General features: G+C 65.5%; 16 protein-coding genes. 3 read left to right on the top strand and 13 right to left on the bottom strand.

The window, feature by feature from the left end:
- Positions 1-31 precede the first annotated feature (31 nt).
- Positions 32-874, top strand: coding sequence for an EcsC family protein (locus KY389_RS08590; protein ID WP_219830489.1), 843 nt, complete (start codon positions 32-34; stop codon positions 872-874).
- Here the strand turns inward: KY389_RS08590 and KY389_RS08585 are convergent.
- The 8 genes from KY389_RS08585 to KY389_RS08550 all read right to left on the bottom strand — a co-directional run bounded on the left by KY389_RS08585 (position 841) and on the right by KY389_RS08550 (position 11,291).
- Positions 841-3,204 (bottom strand): ATP-dependent helicase, encoded by a 2,364-nt coding sequence (locus KY389_RS08585; RefSeq protein ID WP_219830488.1) that lies wholly within the window; start codon positions 3,202-3,204, stop codon positions 841-843. The two genes, KY389_RS08590 and KY389_RS08585, sit on opposite strands and share 34 nt — an antisense overlap.
- A 159-nt stretch (positions 3,205-3,363) precedes the next feature.
- Positions 3,364-4,341: a GTP cyclohydrolase FolE2 gene (gene folE2 / locus KY389_RS08580; protein ID WP_219830487.1), complete on the bottom strand. Its 978-nt coding sequence runs from the start codon at positions 4,339-4,341 to the stop codon at positions 3,364-3,366.
- A gap of 101 nt (positions 4,342-4,442) precedes the next feature.
- Positions 4,443-5,627, bottom strand: coding sequence for an O-succinylhomoserine sulfhydrylase (metZ, locus tag KY389_RS08575; protein ID WP_219830486.1), 1,185 nt, complete (start codon positions 5,625-5,627; stop codon positions 4,443-4,445).
- Between the two features lie 95 nt (positions 5,628-5,722).
- Positions 5,723-5,929 carry a YgaP family membrane protein gene (locus KY389_RS08570; protein WP_219830485.1) on the bottom strand — a complete coding sequence of 69 codons (207 nt, stop codon included), beginning with the start codon at positions 5,927-5,929 and terminating at the stop codon, positions 5,723-5,725.
- Between the two features lie 57 nt (positions 5,930-5,986).
- Positions 5,987-7,312 (bottom strand): sigma-54-dependent transcriptional regulator, encoded by a 1,326-nt coding sequence (locus KY389_RS08565; RefSeq protein WP_219830484.1) that lies wholly within the window; start codon positions 7,310-7,312, stop codon positions 5,987-5,989.
- A 21-nt stretch (positions 7,313-7,333) separates the two neighbouring features.
- The gene (locus KY389_RS08560) at positions 7,334-9,115 is read right to left on the bottom strand and encodes a sensor histidine kinase (RefSeq protein WP_425517164.1); all 1,782 of its coding nucleotides are present in this window, start codon (positions 9,113-9,115) and stop codon (positions 7,334-7,336) included.
- Positions 9,116-9,234: 119 nt separating this feature from the next.
- Entirely contained in the window at positions 9,235-9,903 is a 669-nt protein-coding gene (purQ, locus tag KY389_RS08555) for a phosphoribosylformylglycinamidine synthase subunit PurQ (protein WP_219830483.1), read from the bottom strand.
- A gap of 176 nt (positions 9,904-10,079) precedes the next feature.
- Positions 10,080-11,291, bottom strand: a complete 1,212-nt coding sequence (locus tag KY389_RS08550) for an NADP-dependent isocitrate dehydrogenase (RefSeq protein WP_219830482.1) — start codon at positions 11,289-11,291, stop codon at positions 10,080-10,082.
- Between the two features lie 495 nt (positions 11,292-11,786).
- Between KY389_RS08550 and KY389_RS08545 the strand changes: the two genes are divergently transcribed.
- Positions 11,787-12,686, top strand: a complete 900-nt coding sequence (locus KY389_RS08545) for a Hint domain-containing protein (protein ID WP_246588038.1) — start codon at positions 11,787-11,789, stop codon at positions 12,684-12,686.
- Between the two features lie 21 nt (positions 12,687-12,707).
- Here KY389_RS08545 and KY389_RS08540 read toward each other — a convergent pair whose 3' ends face one another.
- Both KY389_RS08540 and KY389_RS08535 read right to left on the bottom strand, forming a co-directional pair.
- Positions 12,708-13,829, bottom strand: a complete 1,122-nt coding sequence (locus KY389_RS08540) for an HD domain-containing protein (RefSeq protein WP_343222931.1) — start codon at positions 13,827-13,829, stop codon at positions 12,708-12,710.
- A 63-nt stretch (positions 13,830-13,892) separates the two neighbouring features.
- Complete coding sequence (locus KY389_RS08535) at positions 13,893-14,555, bottom strand: alpha/beta hydrolase (RefSeq protein WP_219830481.1); 663 nt, start codon at positions 14,553-14,555, stop codon at positions 13,893-13,895.
- A gap of 195 nt (positions 14,556-14,750) precedes the next feature.
- On the opposite strand from KY389_RS08535, the gene iscR reads away from it, so the two are divergent.
- A complete protein-coding gene (iscR, locus tag KY389_RS08530; RefSeq protein WP_219830480.1) occupies positions 14,751-15,209 on the top strand; it encodes a Fe-S cluster assembly transcriptional regulator IscR in 459 nt (152 codons plus the stop codon).
- Between the two features lie 30 nt (positions 15,210-15,239).
- On the opposite strand, the gene KY389_RS08525 is transcribed toward iscR, so the two are convergent.
- The 3 genes from KY389_RS08525 to KY389_RS08515 form a co-directional block, all read right to left on the bottom strand.
- A complete protein-coding gene (locus tag KY389_RS08525; protein ID WP_246588037.1) occupies positions 15,240-15,824 on the bottom strand; it encodes a CHAP domain-containing protein in 585 nt (194 codons plus the stop codon).
- A gap of 154 nt (positions 15,825-15,978) precedes the next feature.
- Positions 15,979-16,368, bottom strand: coding sequence for an arsenate reductase (glutaredoxin) (gene arsC / locus KY389_RS08520; protein WP_219830479.1), 390 nt, complete (start codon positions 16,366-16,368; stop codon positions 15,979-15,981).
- A gap of 9 nt (positions 16,369-16,377) precedes the next feature.
- The gene (locus tag KY389_RS08515; RefSeq protein WP_219830529.1) at positions 16,378-16,893 is read right to left on the bottom strand and encodes an Lrp/AsnC family transcriptional regulator; all 516 of its coding nucleotides are present in this window, start codon (positions 16,891-16,893) and stop codon (positions 16,378-16,380) included.
- Between the last annotated feature and the right edge of the window lie 62 nt (positions 16,894-16,955).

Here is a 16,955-nt window from a genome sequence, read left to right as displayed (position 1 = left end):
CCACATCAACGTCATCCGCACAGGAGCGACCATGACCCTGCCCATCGACCCCAAGGCGCCGCTGCAAGCCGAACTGGACCGGTTGGCCGCATTGCAATTGCAAAGCCGTGGCCTGCTGATGCGCGGGGTCGAGGCCGTGGGCCGCCTGACCGAAGGCGCCGCGACCACGGCACTCGGCCTGTCACCCATCGCACTGGAAAAGGTGCTGGAAAGCGCCTTCACCCAGCTTTACGACCTCTCGGGCCGGACCGAGCGGATCAGCGTTGTCCGCGACGCGCCGCTGATCGCCAACCGTGCGGCGGCGGTGATTTCGGGCGCGACGGGGGGCTGGTTCGGGCTGGCGGGGATCGTGCCGGACCTGATCGCCTCGACCACGGTGATCTTCAATGCGATCCAGAAGGTCGCGCGCCAGCACGGTTTCGACACGACCGACCCGCAGGTGCGGCTGGAATGTCTGTCGGTCTTTCAATACGGCGAACCCGGCGAGACGGGCGACGCCGCCGCCAAGTCGTTCCTTGCCAACCGCGTCCTGACCAACGGTCAGGCGGTCTCGGCGCTGATCTCGCGCTTTGCCAGCGGTTTTGCCTCGAAGCTGACAAGCAAGCTGGGGGCGCAGGCGGTGCCGGTCCTGGGGGCGGCGACGGGCGCCGCGATCAACTACGCCTTTATCAACTACTACGAGCGTGTGGCGCAGGTCCATTTTCGTCTGCTGCGGCTGGCCAAAGACCACCCGACAATGGACATTCCCGCTGAATATGCCGCAGCCCTGCGCCGCGCCCGCAGCAAACCGCGCGGTCTGGCGGCCAGTCTGAGGCGCATCACCGACCCGGCGCGAAAGGCTCAGAACGGCACGTCGTCCCCGCCTGCGGGCTGAACATAGGACGCCTTGACGTTCTTCAACCCCGCGTCGAACTGAACGGTCAGCGTATCCTCGGCGATGCCCATGATCCGGCCCTCGCCAAATCGGGCATGGACCACCATGTCGCCAACCGAAAAACGGGCCGCAGGCGTTGCGTCGATCGTGACCGGAACGCGGCCCACAGGCGACTGGCGTTCGGAGGCGCGGGCCTGCATCCGCTTCCAGCCTGGAGAATTGTAAACATCGGCCCTGGCCGCACGGTCATGCATCTGCGCGCCGCCCGCCGATGCCATCGCCGCGCCGTAGCCGCCGCCATAGAGGCCGGGCGGCGTCAGCACCTCGACATGGTCCCGGGGCAATTCATCGACAAAGCGCGAGGGCATCGCGCTTTGCCATTGCCCATACATCCGCCGGTTGCCCGCAAAGCTGATCGTCGCAAGCCGCTCGGCTCGGGTAATTCCGACATAGGCCAGCCGCCGTTCCTCCTCCAGCCCTCGGGTGCCCTGCTCATCCATGGCGCGCTGGTTGGGAAACAGTCCTTCCTCCCATCCCGGCAGAAAGACAATGGGGAATTCCAGCCCCTTGGCTGCGTGCAGGGTCATGATGCTCACCTGCTCGACCTGATCGCCCTCGTCGCGGTCCATGACCAGCGCGACATGCTCCAGAAAGCCCTGAAGGTTCTCGAACTCCTCCAGCGCCTTCACCAGTTCCTTGAGGTGGTCCAGACGCCCCGGCGCATCGGGCGACTTGTCGTTCTGCCACATCGCGGTATAGCCGGATTCGTCCAGAATCCGCTCGGCCAGTTCGACATGGCCGGCCCCGTCGCGCACGGCCATATGCGACCGCCCCATCAGACCCACGAAATCGCGCAGATTGGCACCGCCCTTGCCGCCCAGATGCCCCTCGTCCACGGCCAGCTTCGCCGCCGCCAGCAAGGACAGGCCGTGCTCGCGCGCCAGCCGCTGGATCGTCTGCACCGCCTTGTCGCCCAGCCCGCGCTTGGGCGTGTTCACCACCCGCTCGAAGGCCAGATCGTCCTCGGGGCTGACCGCCAGCCGGAAATAGGCCATGGCGTCGCGGATTTCCTGCCGTTCGTAGAAGCGGGGGCCGCCGATGACACGATAGGGCAGTCCGATCGTCATGAAGCGATCCTCGAAGGCCCGCATCTGGTGGCTGGCGCGGACAAGGATCGCAATGTCGTTCAGACTGACCCGACCAAAAGCAGCGCGGTGCCCGCCCTGAAAGGCCTCGATCTCGTCCCCGATCCAGCGCGCCTCGGCCTCGCTGTCCCAATGGCCGATCAGGCGCACCTTCTCGCCCGGTTCGGCATCGGTCCACAGCGTCTTGCCAAGCCGCCCCCGGTTGGCCGCGATCAGCCCCGAGGCCGCCCCCAGGATCTGCGGGGTCGAGCGATAGTTCTGTTCCAGCCGGATCACCTCGGCGCCCGGAAAATCCTTCTCGAAGCGCAGGATGTTGCCGACCTCGGCACCGCGCCAGCCATAGATCGACTGGTCGTCATCGCCCACGCAGCAGATGTTGCGATGGCCCTGCGCCAACAGCCGCAGCCACATGTATTGCGCGATGTTGGTGTCCTGATATTCGTCCACCAGGATATAGCGGAACCGCTCCTGCCACTGGCGCAGCACGTCGGGATGGGCCTGGAACAGCGTCACGCAATGCATCAGCAGATCGCCGAAATCCACGGCGTTCAGGGTCAACAGGCGTTCCTGGTAGGCAGCGTAAAGGATGCCGCCCTGCCCATCGAACGCCTCCCCCTCGCCGCGCGGCAGGCTGGCGGGCGTCAGGCAACGGTTTTTCCAGCCGTCGATCAGGTGCGCCAATTGCCGGGCGGGCCAGCGCTTTTCGTCGATGTTCTCGGCCGCGATCAACTGCTTCAGCAAGCGAATCTGATCGTCCGTATCGAGGATCGTGAACGAGGGCCTCAGATGCACGCGCCCGTTGCCGATCAGTTCGGCATGGCGGCGCAGGATCTTGACGCTGATGCTGTGAAAGGTGCCAAGCCAAGGCATCCCCTCGACCGCCTGCCCCAGAAGCCGGGCAATGCGGTCCTTCATCTCGCGCGCGGCCTTGTTGGTAAAGGTCACGGCCAGCACCTGCGAAGGCCGGGCGCGGCCGATCATCAGCAGATGCGCAATCCGCGTGGTCAGCGCGCGGGTCTTGCCCGTCCCCGCCCCTGCCAGCATCAGGACCGGCCCGTCCAGCGCCTCGACCGCCGCCCGTTGCGAGGCGTTCAGTCCCGCCAGATAGGGGGCAGGCCGCGCCGCGATGGCACGGCGCGACAGCGGCATAGCCGCCAGATCGTCGGAATCGTCCAGATGCTCCATTTGGCCACCATAAGCGCGCAGCCCCGTCAAGGAAAGCCTGATGTTCCTTTTGTGTTCTAAAACCGTCCCCACGACGGAGGGTGCGTCAGGGGGTCCGGGGGGCGAAGCGCCCCCGGCGGGGGGTGCGGGGGGCTGGCCCCCCGCCGTCGCGGGACGCAATCAGGTGCGCAGGCCCGCGAAGGTCATCGGATCCAGCGAGACCTGGGCAAAGGTCGGCCCCCGCGTCAGCAAGCTGACCGCGTCATGCGAATGCAGCGATTCCTGATGGCTCGCCACGACACGGAAATCGCCCACGCGGCTGTCGGTCATCAACTGCCCCGCAAAGGCGCGCACGGCATCCTCGACAAAGATCGGATGCGCGGCGTTCAGTTCGGCAAAGGCCTGCTCGTCCTCGCGCTTGACCATGACCTGCGTCTCGGTCGGCACGGCGCGGCGGCACAATTCGACCACATCCTCAATCCACAGCCGCTCGGGCCCCGCCATCACCAGCGAGATCCGCGCGATCGAGCGCTGCGAATGCGGCGTGGCAAGCCTTCCGCGCACCTGACGCGCGTGTTCGGACAATTCCAGCGAACAGGGACAGGTCGAGGAATAGACGTAATCCAGATGCATGTTGCGCAGGCGCTGGCCGTTCTGCTCGACCACTTCCAGCGCGACGTCGTAATACTGCCAGCCCGACAGGCCCGAGCGCAGGCTGTCCACCTTCATCGGATACGAGAACTTCATCTGGATGCGGGCATCCAGCGCGTCCAGATCGGCCTTGTAGGTCTCCAGCGCGGCTTCCAGCACCGACAGGCTGAACAGCGTTTCGGAATGGCCATAGAAGGACCGCATGATCCGGGACATGTTGATGCCCTTGCGGTCGGCCTCCAGGCTGACGCTGCCGGTGACGCTGGTCTCCAGCGTGATCTCGCCCCCGGCACCGCCCGCATCGGGGCGTGTCAGATAGCGGATCGGCAGCCGGAAGTTCGAGATCCCGACATGCTGGATGGGCGCATGGGCGCCCACGATCAGGCTGGCCGGGCCGTTCTGCAGGTCGGGCAGGCTGTCCTTGTAGGCCTGATCGACAGTGAAACCGTCGTCATATTGGCGGGCAAGGGCAGGATAGGCGGGGGTCAGGGGACGGATCTCGGTCATGGTGCCTCCGGCTTTCTCGGGTTGATATAGATCAACCGCGGCCGTTGATAAGGGCTGTCGCACGAAACAATGTCATGTGAGCGCGCGACATGATGATGCACTCAGCCAAGCGCCTGCACCAGATCGTCGATCAGGTCGCGGGCATCCTCCAATCCCACGGACAGGCGCACAAGGCCGGGCGTGATGCCCAGATGAGCCTTGTCGGCATCCGACAGGCGCTGATGCGTCGTCGTCGCCGGATGCGTGGCAATGGATTTCGCATCGCCCAGATTGTTCGAGATGCGGATGATCCGCAACCGGTTCAGCACAGCAAAGGCGGCATCCTTGCCACCCGCGACCTCGAAGGCGATCATCGTGCCGCCAGACCCCATCTGCGCCATGGCAAGCTGATGCTGGGGATGGTCAGGCAGGCCCGGATAGATCACCCGGCTCAGCCGCGGATGGCCATGCAGCGCCGCCGCCACCGCAGCCGCGCTTTCGGCCTGGGCGCGCACGCGCAGGTCCATCGTTTGCAACCCGTTCAGCATGATCCAGGCGTGAAAGGGGCTGATCGCGCCACCCGTATGCTTCAGATAAGGCTCGACCACCTCGCGCACGAAATGCCGTGTGCCGCAGATCACCCCAGCCAGCGCGCGCCCACCGCCATCCATATGCTTGGTCGCGGAATAGACGACGACATCGGCGCCCTGCTCGACCGCACGCGAAAAGACGGGCGTGGCAAAGACGTTGTCCACGACGACCGTCGCCCCTGCTGCATGGGCCAGATCGGCCACGGCACGCAGGTCGATCACCTCAAGCGTGGGATTCGAGACGGTTTCAAAGAACACCGCCCGCGTACCGGGACGGATCGCGGTGCGCCACTGTTCCAGATCGGTGCCATCGACATAACTGACCTCGACCCCGAACCTTGCAAGAAGCTCCAGCACGTAAAGGCAGGATCCGAACAGCGCCCGCGCGGCGACGACGTGATCGCCGGGCTTGCACATGGCGAACAACGCACCGTTGACCGCGGCCATGCCGCTGGCCGTGGCAAAGGCGTCCTCGGTCCCTTCCAGCGCGGCGATCCGGTCCTCGAACATGCGGCTGGTGGGATTGCCATAGCGGGCATAGATGAATTCGTCCGGTCCCGCGTGGTGGAAACGCGCCTCGGCGGCTTCGGCGCTGTCATAGACGAAGCCCTGGGTCAGAAAGATCGCCTCGGCCATCTCGCCATACTGGCTGCGCCGGCTGCCGTGATGGACCGCCTGGGTGCGGGGATGGGGCGTCTTGTCGTTCGCTGCGCTCATGGGCGGACTCCTGCTGCGGATTGCCGGTTACAGGGCGTGTTCGTCCATGGCAAGACCGCCGGCCCCAGGGCCATCCCTTCGCCCCGGTCCGAGCGTCAGCGACCGGCGCGCGGCGTGCAGGTGTTGATACCCAAAAGCGTGTAGAGCGGGCAGAACCGCACCACTCCGGTCGCCAGAGGCACGATGCCCAGCAGATAGAGCCAACGCAGCTCGGCCCCGCTGTTCAGCACAAAGCCGGCCAGCAAGGCCAGCCCCAGAACCAGACGCAGGATGCGGTCCAAACCGCCGACATTGCAGGTCATGGTCATCCTCCACGATACATTCGTCCGCAGGAATGTATCATGAGGCCTCCGTCCCGGCTACAGATAATCGCTGCGTTGCAGCCCGTATTTCGCCATTTTCTCGTTCAGCGTCCGGCGTGGCAGGCACAATTCCTCCATCACGGCGGCAATGCTGCCCTTGTGGCGGCGCATCGTGTTGTCGATCAGCATCTTCTCGAAGCTCTCGACATATTCCTTGAGCGGCTTGCCTTCTGTCGTGGTCGCCTCGGGCGTCTCGTCGCCATCCGCCATCAGAAGCGATGCGATCGAGCCGGACCCCCGCCGGTTCTGCAGCACGGCACGTTCCGCCACATTGATGAGCTGGCGGATATTGCCCGGCCAGGGCGCCTGCAGAAGCTGGGCGGCCTCCTGCGCGCCGACCTGCGGGGGCTCGCAGCCGTATTCCTCGCTGAACTGCTCGGTCATGCGGGTGAAGAGAAGCAGGATGTCCTCGCCCCGCGCGCGCAGCGGGGGCAGCGTGATCTTCAGCGCGGAGAGGCGGTAGAACAGGTCCGGACGCAGCGAATCCTCGGCCCGGCGCCCCTCGCCCCGCGCATTCGAAATGGCGATGATCCGCGTCTCGGCGGGCGTGCCCTGATCGCTGATGAAGGCCAGAAGCCGCGCCTGCAAGGGCTCGGACAGCGCCTCGACATCCTCGAGGCACAGCGTGCCGCCCCGCGCCTCTTCGACGGCGGGCAGCCCGTCATCGAGCGGGCCGAACAGCCGCGCGGCCAGCGTCTCGTCGTCATAGGCCGCGCAGGAAATCGGCACGAACTTCTTCGAGGCGCGCGGGCCGACCGCGTGCAGGGCGTGTGCCACCAGTGTCTTGCCGGTGCCGGTCTCGCCGTCGATCATGACATGGCCGTCGGCCTGGCCCAGATCCAGGATGTCCTCGCGCAGGCGCTCCATCACGGGGCTGGTGCCGATCAGCTTGGACATGACCTGCTGGCCCTCGGACAGGTCACGGCGCAGGGCGCGGTTGTCCAGCGTCATGCGCCGCATCTGCGTGGCCTTCTTGGCCAGTTGCGTCATGCGGTCGGGGTTGAAGGGCTTCTCCATGAAATCCATCGCGCCGATGCGCATGGCCTCGACCGCCATGGGCACGTCGCCATGGCCGGTGATCATGATGACGGGCAGGCTGCTGTCCAGGCCCATCAGCCGCTTCAGGAAGGCCATACCGTCCATGCCGGGCATACGGATGTCGCTGACCACGACGCCGGGCCAGTCGGGGCCGATCACCTTCAGCGCATCTTCGGCGCTGGCGAAGGTCTCGGTGTCGAAGCCCGACAGGACCAGCCATTGGCTGATCGATTCGCGCATGTCCGGTTCGTCATCCACGATGGCGATCTTCAGCTTGCGGGACATCTGCGATCCTCTCTTCCTGCTCTATTCCGCCGCCAGCGGTTGCCGGGATCGGTCCGGCCCATATAGCGGCAACTCGACGCGGAACACCGCGCCGCCTCCGGTTTCATTATGCGCGGTCAGCCGACCCCCGAAATCCGCCACGATCGAGGAGGATATCGCAAGGCCCAGGCCGGTCCCCTCGCCCGGTTGCTTGGTCGTCCAGAAGGGTTCAAACAGTTTTTCCAGGTCAGAAACACCCGGTCCGTTATCGCGCACCGACACATAGGCGTGAGCGCCGGCCTCGACGCTGATCTCGATTCGCGCGTCGCGCCGGTCGCGCAACGCATCGACGGCATTGCGAAGCAGGTTGATCAGCACCTGTTCCAGCCGGATGCGGTCGGCCAGCACCATCACCCGCTCGCGCGGGACGTTGCGGATGATGCGGATGGGGCGGGTGCGAAGCTGCGGCTCCATCATGGTCAGCGCGCTGCTCAGCGCGGCACGCAGATCCACCGGCTCGAAGGCCTCGCCGCCCTTGCGGGCATAGGATTTCAACTGCCGCGTGATCGCGCCCATCCGGTCGATCAGGTCGTCGATGCGCTGGAAACTGGACAGGGCTTCCTCGGGGCGGCCCCGCTGCAACAAGAGCCGCGCGCCCGCCAGATAGGTCTTCATCGCCGCCAGAGGCTGGTTCAGCTCGTGGCTGACGCCCGCCGACATCTCGCCCAGAGCCGCCAGTTTCGAAGATTGCTGCATGGTCTGTTCAGCCACGCGCAGTTCCTTCTGCACGCGCTCGCGTTCGGCGATCTCGCGGGTCAGGCGAGCGTTCAGGGCACGCAGATCGGCCGATTCGCGCATATAGGCTTGCGATTGCAGCCGCGCGCGCCGCGACAGCATCCAGAAGGCGCCCGCCAGCAGGATCGCAAAGCCCATGATCTGCAAGGCAAGGATCGCGTTCACGCGCTCGCGCACCGAGGAATAGGCGGTGAAGCTGATCATCCGCCAGCCGCGAAAGGGCACCCGCGCCTCGGACCGCATCACGGCGCGGCCCAGCAGATAGGCGTCGGCGGGCTGGCTGGTCCAGTCGGCCGTCACCTGAAAGGCCCGCTGGATGGCCGAGGGCGCGGACCTGACCGCCAGCGCCTCGGACAGGGTCAGGCCGCGCCAGCGCGGTTCGGTTGTCAGGATGATGTGACCTTCGCTGTCGGTCACCGCAACGGCGTCCGAGATCCCCGCCCAGGACCGTTCCAGCCGCGTCAGATCGGCGCCGACCACGATCACGCCAAGCGTGCGCCCATCGGCCACGACCGCGCGGGAATAGCTGAAATCATAGGCGCCCGATGCCTGTTCCGAGACGGTGAAGACCGTATCGCGCGACCGCAGCGCCTCGACGAAATAGGGGGCGGCGGACATGTTGGCGCCGATCTGGTAGCGGTCGGTCGAGCCGACCACCCTGCCCGACCCGTCCAGAAGCCGGATCGAGGCCGCGCCGATTTCCTTTTGCGCGGTCATCAGCCGCGCCGATGTGGTCGAGAAATCGTTGCCCGTCAGCGCCCCGATCAGCGCCGGATCGCGCGCCAGCAGCAGCGGCACGACGGAATTGCGCTGCAATTCCGACATCAGGTTGCCGCTATACAGCGCCAGACGCAGTTCCGACCGGACGCGGGTGGTCTCCGAGAAGCGCTCGGTCAGCCAGGCATTGGTAAACCAGATCGAGGCGCCCGCCGCCGCCAGCAGCAGCACGAGCCCCGCGCGCAGCCACAGCGCCGACCAGCGCCGCCCGTTGCGCAAGTCAGAGCTGTCGCCCTCGATATCTTCGCCAATCTCCAAGCGCCGGTCCATCCGATCACGCATACCGCGCCAGCCTTGTCGCGGTGCGGTAGAATTGTCGCAATCTACGACCAACCCGCCCCGCGCTCAAGCCGCAGGGCGCGGCGCCGGCCTCAAGCCAGCGCGAGGCGCCCGACCAGCCCTGCGAACAGGGCCGCGCCATCCGTGCCACCCAGGGCCGGATCGGCTGCGCGTTCGGGATGGGGCATCATGCCGAGAACACGGCGATTGGCCGACAACACGCCCGCGATATCCGCGACCGAGCCATTGATGGCCGGCGCATAGGTGAAGGCGATGCGGTCCTGATCGCGCAACGCGGTCAACCCTTCGGCGTCGATCTGATAATTGCCGTCATGATGGGCGACCGGCACGCTGATCTGCTGGCCGGTCCGATACCCGGCGGTAAAGACGTTGTCAGCGGTCTCGACCCGCAGGGTGGCGGGTTTGCACAGGAAGGTCAGTCCCGCATTGCGCATCAGCGCGCCGGGCAGCAGGCCGAGTTCGGTCAGAACCTGAAAGCCGTTGCAGATGCCCAGCATATAGCCGCCCCGTTCGGCATGGGCGCGCAGGGCGGGGGCAATGGGCGAATGCGCCGCGATGGCTCCGCAACGCAGATAGTCGCCATAGGAAAAACCACCCGGAACCGCGACCAGATCCAGCCCTTGGGGCAGACTGGTGTCCTTGTGCCAGACGCGCTGCACATCGGCGCCCGCCTGCTTCAGCGCAACCGCCAGGTCGCGGTCGCAATTCGATCCGGGGAAAGTGACGACAGCGGCTTTCATCTGCGGCTCCTGTGCTGGGATAGGCGGGCCATAGCGCAGCCAGGCCGCCGAAGAAAGGGGGCGCTGCCGCCCTGCGCTTGTCGAACCCACATTCAGGCGATGCCCCGGTGGCGAAGGGCAAAAGCGGAAGGAGCCGGACGATTGCCCGGCCCCCGTCTGCCCGGCCCCCGTCCCGATCAGGCCAGAGCCTTGTTCAGGTATTCGTCCACCTTTTCCAGGTAGCCCATCGTGGTCAGCCATTTCTGGTCGGGGCCCACCAGCAGGGCAAGATCCTTGGTCATGTGGCCGTCTTCCACGGCGCGCACAGTGACCTTTTCCAAGGTCTGGGCAAAGTTCATCAGCGCGGCGTTATCGTCCAGCTTGGCCCGGTGCTTCAGGCCGCCCGTCCAGGCAAAGATCGACGCGATCGAGTTGGTCGAGGTCGCGTTGCCCTTCTGATGCTCGCGGTAATGGCGCGTGACGGTGCCATGGGCGGCTTCCGATTCCACGATCTTTCCGTCCGGCGTCATCAGCACCGAGGTCATCAGCCCGAGGCTGCCGAAACCCTGCGCAACGGTGTCCGACTGCACGTCGCCGTCATAGTTCTTGCAGGCCCAGACATAGCCGCCCGACCATTTCATCGCCGATGCCACCATGTCGTCGATCAGGCGATGCTCGTAGTGGATGCCGGCCTTCTTGAACTTGTCCTCGAATTCGGTCTCGTAGATCTCCTGGAAGATGTCCTTGAAGCGGCCGTCATAGGCCTTCAGGATCGTATTCTTGGTGGACAGATAGACCGGATAGCCCCGCGACAGGCCGTAATTCATCGAGGCGCGCGCGAAATCGCGGATCGAATCGTCCAGGTTGTACATCGCCATGGCGACCCCGGCCGAGGGCGACTGGAACACTTCATGCTCGATCGTCTCGCCATCTTCGCCGACGAACTTGATCGTCAGCTTGCCCTTGCCCGGAAACCGGAAGTCGGTGGCGCGATACTGGTCGCCGAAGGCGTGGCGGCCGACAACGATGGGCTGGGTCCAGCCCGGCACCAGACGCGGCACGTTCTTGCAGATGATCGGCTCGCGGAAGATCACGCCACCCAGAATGTTGCGAATCGTCCCATTGGGCGAACGCCACATCTTCTTGAGGCCGAATTCCTCGACGCGCGCCTCATCGGGGGTGATGGTGGCGCATTTGACGCCGACGCCGTAGCGCTTGATCGCCTCGGCGGCGTCCACGGTGATCTGGTCATCGGTGCGGTCGCGCTCTTCGATTCCCAGGTCGTAATATTTCAGGTCGATATCCAGATAGGGGAGGATCAGCTTCTGCTTGATGAAGTCCCAGATGATCCGGGTCATTTCATCGCCGTCGAGCTCGACGACGGGGTTTTCGACCTTGATCTTCGACATGACAGCCCCCTTGGCGTTGGATTTCGATGCCCTCCCATAGCGCGGTCCGCCAATGATGAAAAGGCGGTATGCGATTGTATGCAGTCCGACCCTGACGGGGCTGTCGGGGCCCGGCGGCGAGTGATCTGTCTTTTTAGACAGGTGTCGGGAATTGTCGCCGGAATATTCTTGCAGTTGCCGTGATACGCCTGTAACTGATCCGTTTATCAGCGGTTTATTGATCAATAAGTCAGCGGTGTTTGACGAGCGCGAGGTTAACCATGTCAACGACTGTGAACTGGCTCTGGATCGGGAATCAGCCCCAAGCCAACAGCAACATCAACACCCCCCCCCACGACCGCGGACGCATCGCAATTCATCGGCACCGTTGCCACCGGCAGAAGCCAGATCGCGCCCGTTGCGCTGAGCGGCGTCACCCGCGCGATCCGGGTTGACGGCAGGAATACCGATGCCTTCGCCACGACCTATAATGGCGATCGCAGCGGAGCCAGCCCGATGAGCTATGTCAGCCCGTCGAACGGCAATCAGGTATCAACCGTGATCGCGGGCTTCTATCAGACACGCTACCGGCTGACCCTGCCCGATGGCAGCACCACCGAACAGAGTGGCGTGCTGATCCAGATGGGGAACGGCGATGTCTTCATGCGCCCGGCCCTCGACACGCTGCCGGCCTGGGCAGGAATCACCGAGCTGCAATCCATCGAGGTTCTGTCGATCAGCCCCTACGGGGCAAACGTCTATGCCGCGACGATTTCGTTCCAGCCGTCGATCTTCGATCTGGAGATCATCTGCTTTGCCTCCGGCACCATGATCCGCACGCCGCAGGGCGATGTCGCGGTCGAGGATCTGCGCCCCGGCATGATGGTCATGACCCGCGACGCGGGCGCTCAACCGCTGCGTTGGTGCGGCGCCTCCCATGTCCCGGCGGCGGTCCTGCGGGCCGAGGACCGTCTGCGCCCGATCCGCATCGAGGCCGGCGCGCTCGGTGATGGGATGCCCTCGGCAACGCTGCGCGTGTCGCCGCAGCACCGGGTTCTGGTCTCCTCGGCCATCGCCCAGCGGATGTTCGGCACGGCGGAACTGCTGGTTCCGGCCAAGCACCTGACCGACCTGCCGGGCGTGTCGGTGGATGACGATCTGTCCGGCGTCACCTATCACCACCTGATGCTGGATGCGCATCACATCCTGACCTCGAACGGGGCGCCGACGGAATCGCTCTACCCCGGACGCCAGGCCCTGCAGGCCATCGGCCCCGATGCCGTGGCCGAGATCGAGACCCTGTTCCCCGGTTTGCTGAACGCCGCCCCCGCGCCGGCCCGAACGCTGGCGCGCGGCCACAAGGTCCGCAAGCTGGCCGCACGCCACGCCGCCAACGACCACGCCCTGGTCGGCTGACGGGCTCCCGCGCCGGCCGGGTCAGGCCGGCGCGAAATGCCGCCGCAGACGGTCATCCAGCCAGGCCCAGAGCGGCCTGGATGCTGCCTGAACCGCAGGCCCCACGCGCTCCTGCACCTGGATCAGGCCCACATCGAATTCCGCCCATCCCCGGCCGCCGCCCATCAGGTTCAGAAAGGCGGGCTGGAAGCGGTCCAGACCCTTGGCAAAGACGGCCTCGGGCGTGCGGCCGGCCTCGAATTCCTGCCACAAGGCCATCAGCGCCCGCCCTTGCCCCGCAGGCAACAGCCCGAACAGGCGTCGCGCGGCCCGCTCTTCGGCGGCGCGCCGTTCGGGTGCGCCATGCGCCAACCCGCCCGCCGAATGCAAAGGCACATCTCCCACGTCGATCTCGACCAGATCGTGGATCAGTGCCATGCGGATCACGCGCCCGATATCCACCGACCGAGCCAGGCCAGCCAACACAAGCGCGAAAAGCGCCAGATGCCAGCTATGTTCGGCGGTGTTCTCGCGGCGACTGCCATCGGCCAGCCGGTTGGCGCGCATCACGGATTTCAGCCGATCCGCCTCGGCCAGAAAGGCCAGCCGCCGGGCCAGATCGCCCTGCCCGATTTCGCGCCCCTCCAGCATATGCCGGGCGGCTTCTGCGACCTCGGGCCATTCCACGGCCAGCCGCGCCGCGCGCCCGCGATCCAGATTGTCGCGAACGATCCTGACATGATCGGGCAAGGGCCGCGCGGCCTGCAGGACCTGGAACAGCGGCTGCACATGGTCCATGCGCTTGGCGAAGCGCGCATCCGGAGTGTCGGCTGCCTCGAACTCCGCCCACAGCGCATGGAGCGCCGCCCCACCATCCGGCAGACCAAAGAGCCGCTCCGCCGCCTGCGCCTCGGCCTGGGCCACGCAGGCGCTGTCATGGGCCTGATGGATCGGGTGATCGCCCGCATCAATCTCGACCAGATCATGCAGCAGGATCATGGCCAGCGCGCGGTCACTGGCCCCAAAGACCAGCCCGTAAAGCGCGACATGCCAACTGTGCTCGGCACTGTTTTCGGGTCGCGACAGATCCATCAGCACATTCGCGCGATCGACCGATTTCAGCCGGTCTGCCTCGTGCATGAATGCCATTGCCCCGTCCAGCACGGCCCTGTCCTTTGCCTTGGTTCGAATCCCGGGGGTCCGGGGCAGCGCCCCGGCGCCCTCGGCTCAGCGCGTTGATTCGGTCAGGCGGCGGCGCACATAGGATTGCACCAGCTCGATCATCGGCTTCATATGGGCCTCGTCGTCGCGAAAGAAGTGATCCGCGCCCTCGATCTCCTCATGGGTGATCGTGATCCCCTTCTGCTCACGCAGCTTCGCGACCAGATTCTGCGTGTCCTTGGGCGGCGCAACGCGGTCAGCCGTGCCGTTCACGATCAGCCCCGACGACGGGCAGGGCGCCAGAAAGCTGAAATCGTACATGTTCGCCGGAGGCGCTACACTGACAAAGCCGGTGATCTCGGGCCGGCGCATCAGAAGCTGCATCCCGATCCAGGCACCGAAGCTGAAGCCCGCCACCCAGCAATGCTTGGAATTGGGGTTCATCGCCTGCAGATAATCCAACGCCGAGGCCGCATCGGAAAGCTCGCCGATGCCTTGGTCGAACTCGCCCTGGCTGCGGCCGACGCCCCGGAAATTGAAGCGCATCACCGTGAAGCCCAGTCGGTGAAAGGCGTAGTGCAGGTTATAGACGACCCGGTTGTTCATCGTCCCGCCATATTGCGGATGAGGGTGCAGGACGATGGCGATGGGGGCGTCAGGCTTGCCGGGCTGGGGGTGATAGCGGCCTTCGAGACGGCCTTCGGGGCCGGGGAAAATCAGCTCTGGCATGGTCTTCCTTTACAGGGCGGTCCGAGTTTCTTGACGCACCGGCGCGGGGCTTCTAGACGGGTGCCTTGGGCAAGCCTGCGGCCAGCACGAGAAACCTTCAAGGCCGGGCATAGCGTGCCTTAGCCAAGCGCGTCAACACGGGCGGACAGGAATGCCGCTCTGCAGCGACTGCGCCAGCCAAATCGGGAGGACGGGATGAAACTTTCCACCAAAGGCCGTTACGCGATCATCGCGCTGGTCGATCTGGCCATCGCCAGAAACGACGAACTGACCGCGCTGTCCGAGATTTCGCGCCGCCAGGACATCTCGCTGCCCTATCTCGAACAGCTTTTCGTGCGCCTGCGCCGGGCGGGGCTGGTGGCCTCGGTCCGGGGTCCGGGCGGCGGCTACCGGCTGGCACGCGCGCCCGAAACGATTCGGGTGGCCGAGATCCTCGAAGCCGTGGACGAGACGGTCAGCGCCATGCATGTGGGCGCAGGCGCCTCGGGGGGCGTGTCGGGCACGCGCGCGCAGACGCTGTCGAACAGGCTGTGGGAAAGTCTCTCGGCGCATGTCTATGTGTTCCTGCACAACCACACGCTGGCCGATGTGGCCAGGAACCAGCTTCTGCCCTGCCCGGCCTTGCCGCAGATCCTGAAGGTCGTGGACGAATAAGAGCCTGCAACCCTCAGGCGCGGGGCAGGGTCAGACGCCCTGCGCGCGGCCCACCCGCTGGTTATAGACAAAGCCGCTGATCGAATAGGGGCGGCCCAGGGTTCCGGGCACGCTTTCGACCCGCACCATCGACCAGTCATTGCGCGGCGAGACATCCACGACGCGCTGGCGCAGGGTGACGCGGTTGCGTTCCCAATTCGCATGGTCGATTCGGATTTCGCGCGGGCTCACCACCTCCGAGACGACGGCCAAGTGCCCGACGCGCAGATTGCGCCCGGCCGAGAACACCATCACCGCGCCGACCTGCGGTTCCTTGCCGCGCGCATAAACGCCCTGCGCCGCGTTCCACCATGTTCCGGCATTGCCGCGAAGATCGATCCCGCTCAGATCCCGCGCGAAGGGAACGCACCAGACGCGCTGGCCCTGCGCCCGCCTGGCGGCGGCCTGGCTGATGGCCATTTCCTGACGCTGTGGCAGCAGGCTCATCGACTGACCCGCATGGGTGCCGGGGGCCGACTGGCCCGCATCGGGGGTCGCGCAGGCGGCGACACCAAGCAGAAGTATCGCGGCCAAGGCGGCGCGCAAGGCGGTCATCCGGGTCTTGAAAGGCGTCATTTACGGCGCTTGTTCTATGTCTGGATCGCTGTCGCCGCGACCTTGGCCCGAGGGCCGGCCATTCGCCAAGCCCGGGCTCAACCCATGCGCAACTTTCCGCCAATGCCTGAAATTCGTGGGAACTTTTCCGCCGATCCTTTCGCCGGAGGCGCTGTCAAGAGCCTTGACGCTGCGACCAGACCTGCTGCGCTCGGGGAAACAGGTCGAAAACGCGCTCTTTCGGGCGGCAGAGGATCGCGCCATGCGAGGCCAGAACGACCGGACGCTCGATCAGGATGGGGTGTGCGACCATGGCGGCGATCAGCGCATCCTCGGACAGGCCCGGATCGGCCAGCCCCAGTTCGGCAAAGGGCGTTCCCTTGCGCCGGATCAGACCCCGCGCATCCAGACCCAGCCGTGCCAGCACGTCGCGCAATTCCGTCCCTGACGGGGGATCGGCAATATAATCGCGCACTACCGGCGCAAGCCCCGCATCGCGCAAGACCCCCAGCACCCAACGCGAGGTCGAACAGGTCTGCTTGTGCCAGATCACCGGATTGCCCATCCGGGCGACCTACCCCTTCGCGTCAGGAATGGGAAGCGCGCTCGAAGCCTTGATCTCCTCCATCGACAGAAGCGCGGTGACGTTGTGAATCTTCACCTCACCGATCAGCGACTGGTAAAAGCGGTCATAGGCCCGCGCATTCCTGACCTGCACCTTGAGGATATAGTCGATGTCGCCCGCCAGCCGATGCGCCTCGACGACCTCAGGGCGCTCGCGCAGCGCGCGCAGAAAGCGCGCGGCCCAGTCGCGGTCATGTTCGCTGGTGCGGATCAGGACGAAGAAGCAGGCCTCCAGCCCCAATGCCTCGGGGTCGAGGATGGCGACCTGCCGCCGGATCACGCCCGCCTCGCGCAGCTTGCGGATCCGGTTCCAGACGGGGGTCTTGGACGCGCCCACCCGGTCCGCGATCTGGTCCAGCGACAGGCTGGCATCCTGTTGCAGCAGGGACAGGATTTTGCGGTCCACAATGTCCAACCGGACGGGCGTTCGGTCCGAGGCCGCTTCTGAGGGATTTTGTTCCGACATGACGCTACTCATACTGATTTCATCCTTATTTTGCGCAGTCACTCGCCAGAATCCAGAACAAA

This window comes from Paracoccus bogoriensis, from assembly GCF_019431455.1.
GTDB classification, from domain to species: Bacteria; Pseudomonadota; Alphaproteobacteria; order Rhodobacterales; family Rhodobacteraceae; genus Paracoccus; species Paracoccus bogoriensis.
Note: the sequence above shows the minus strand (reverse complement) of the source record. Positions and strands in the feature narration are given on the sequence as shown.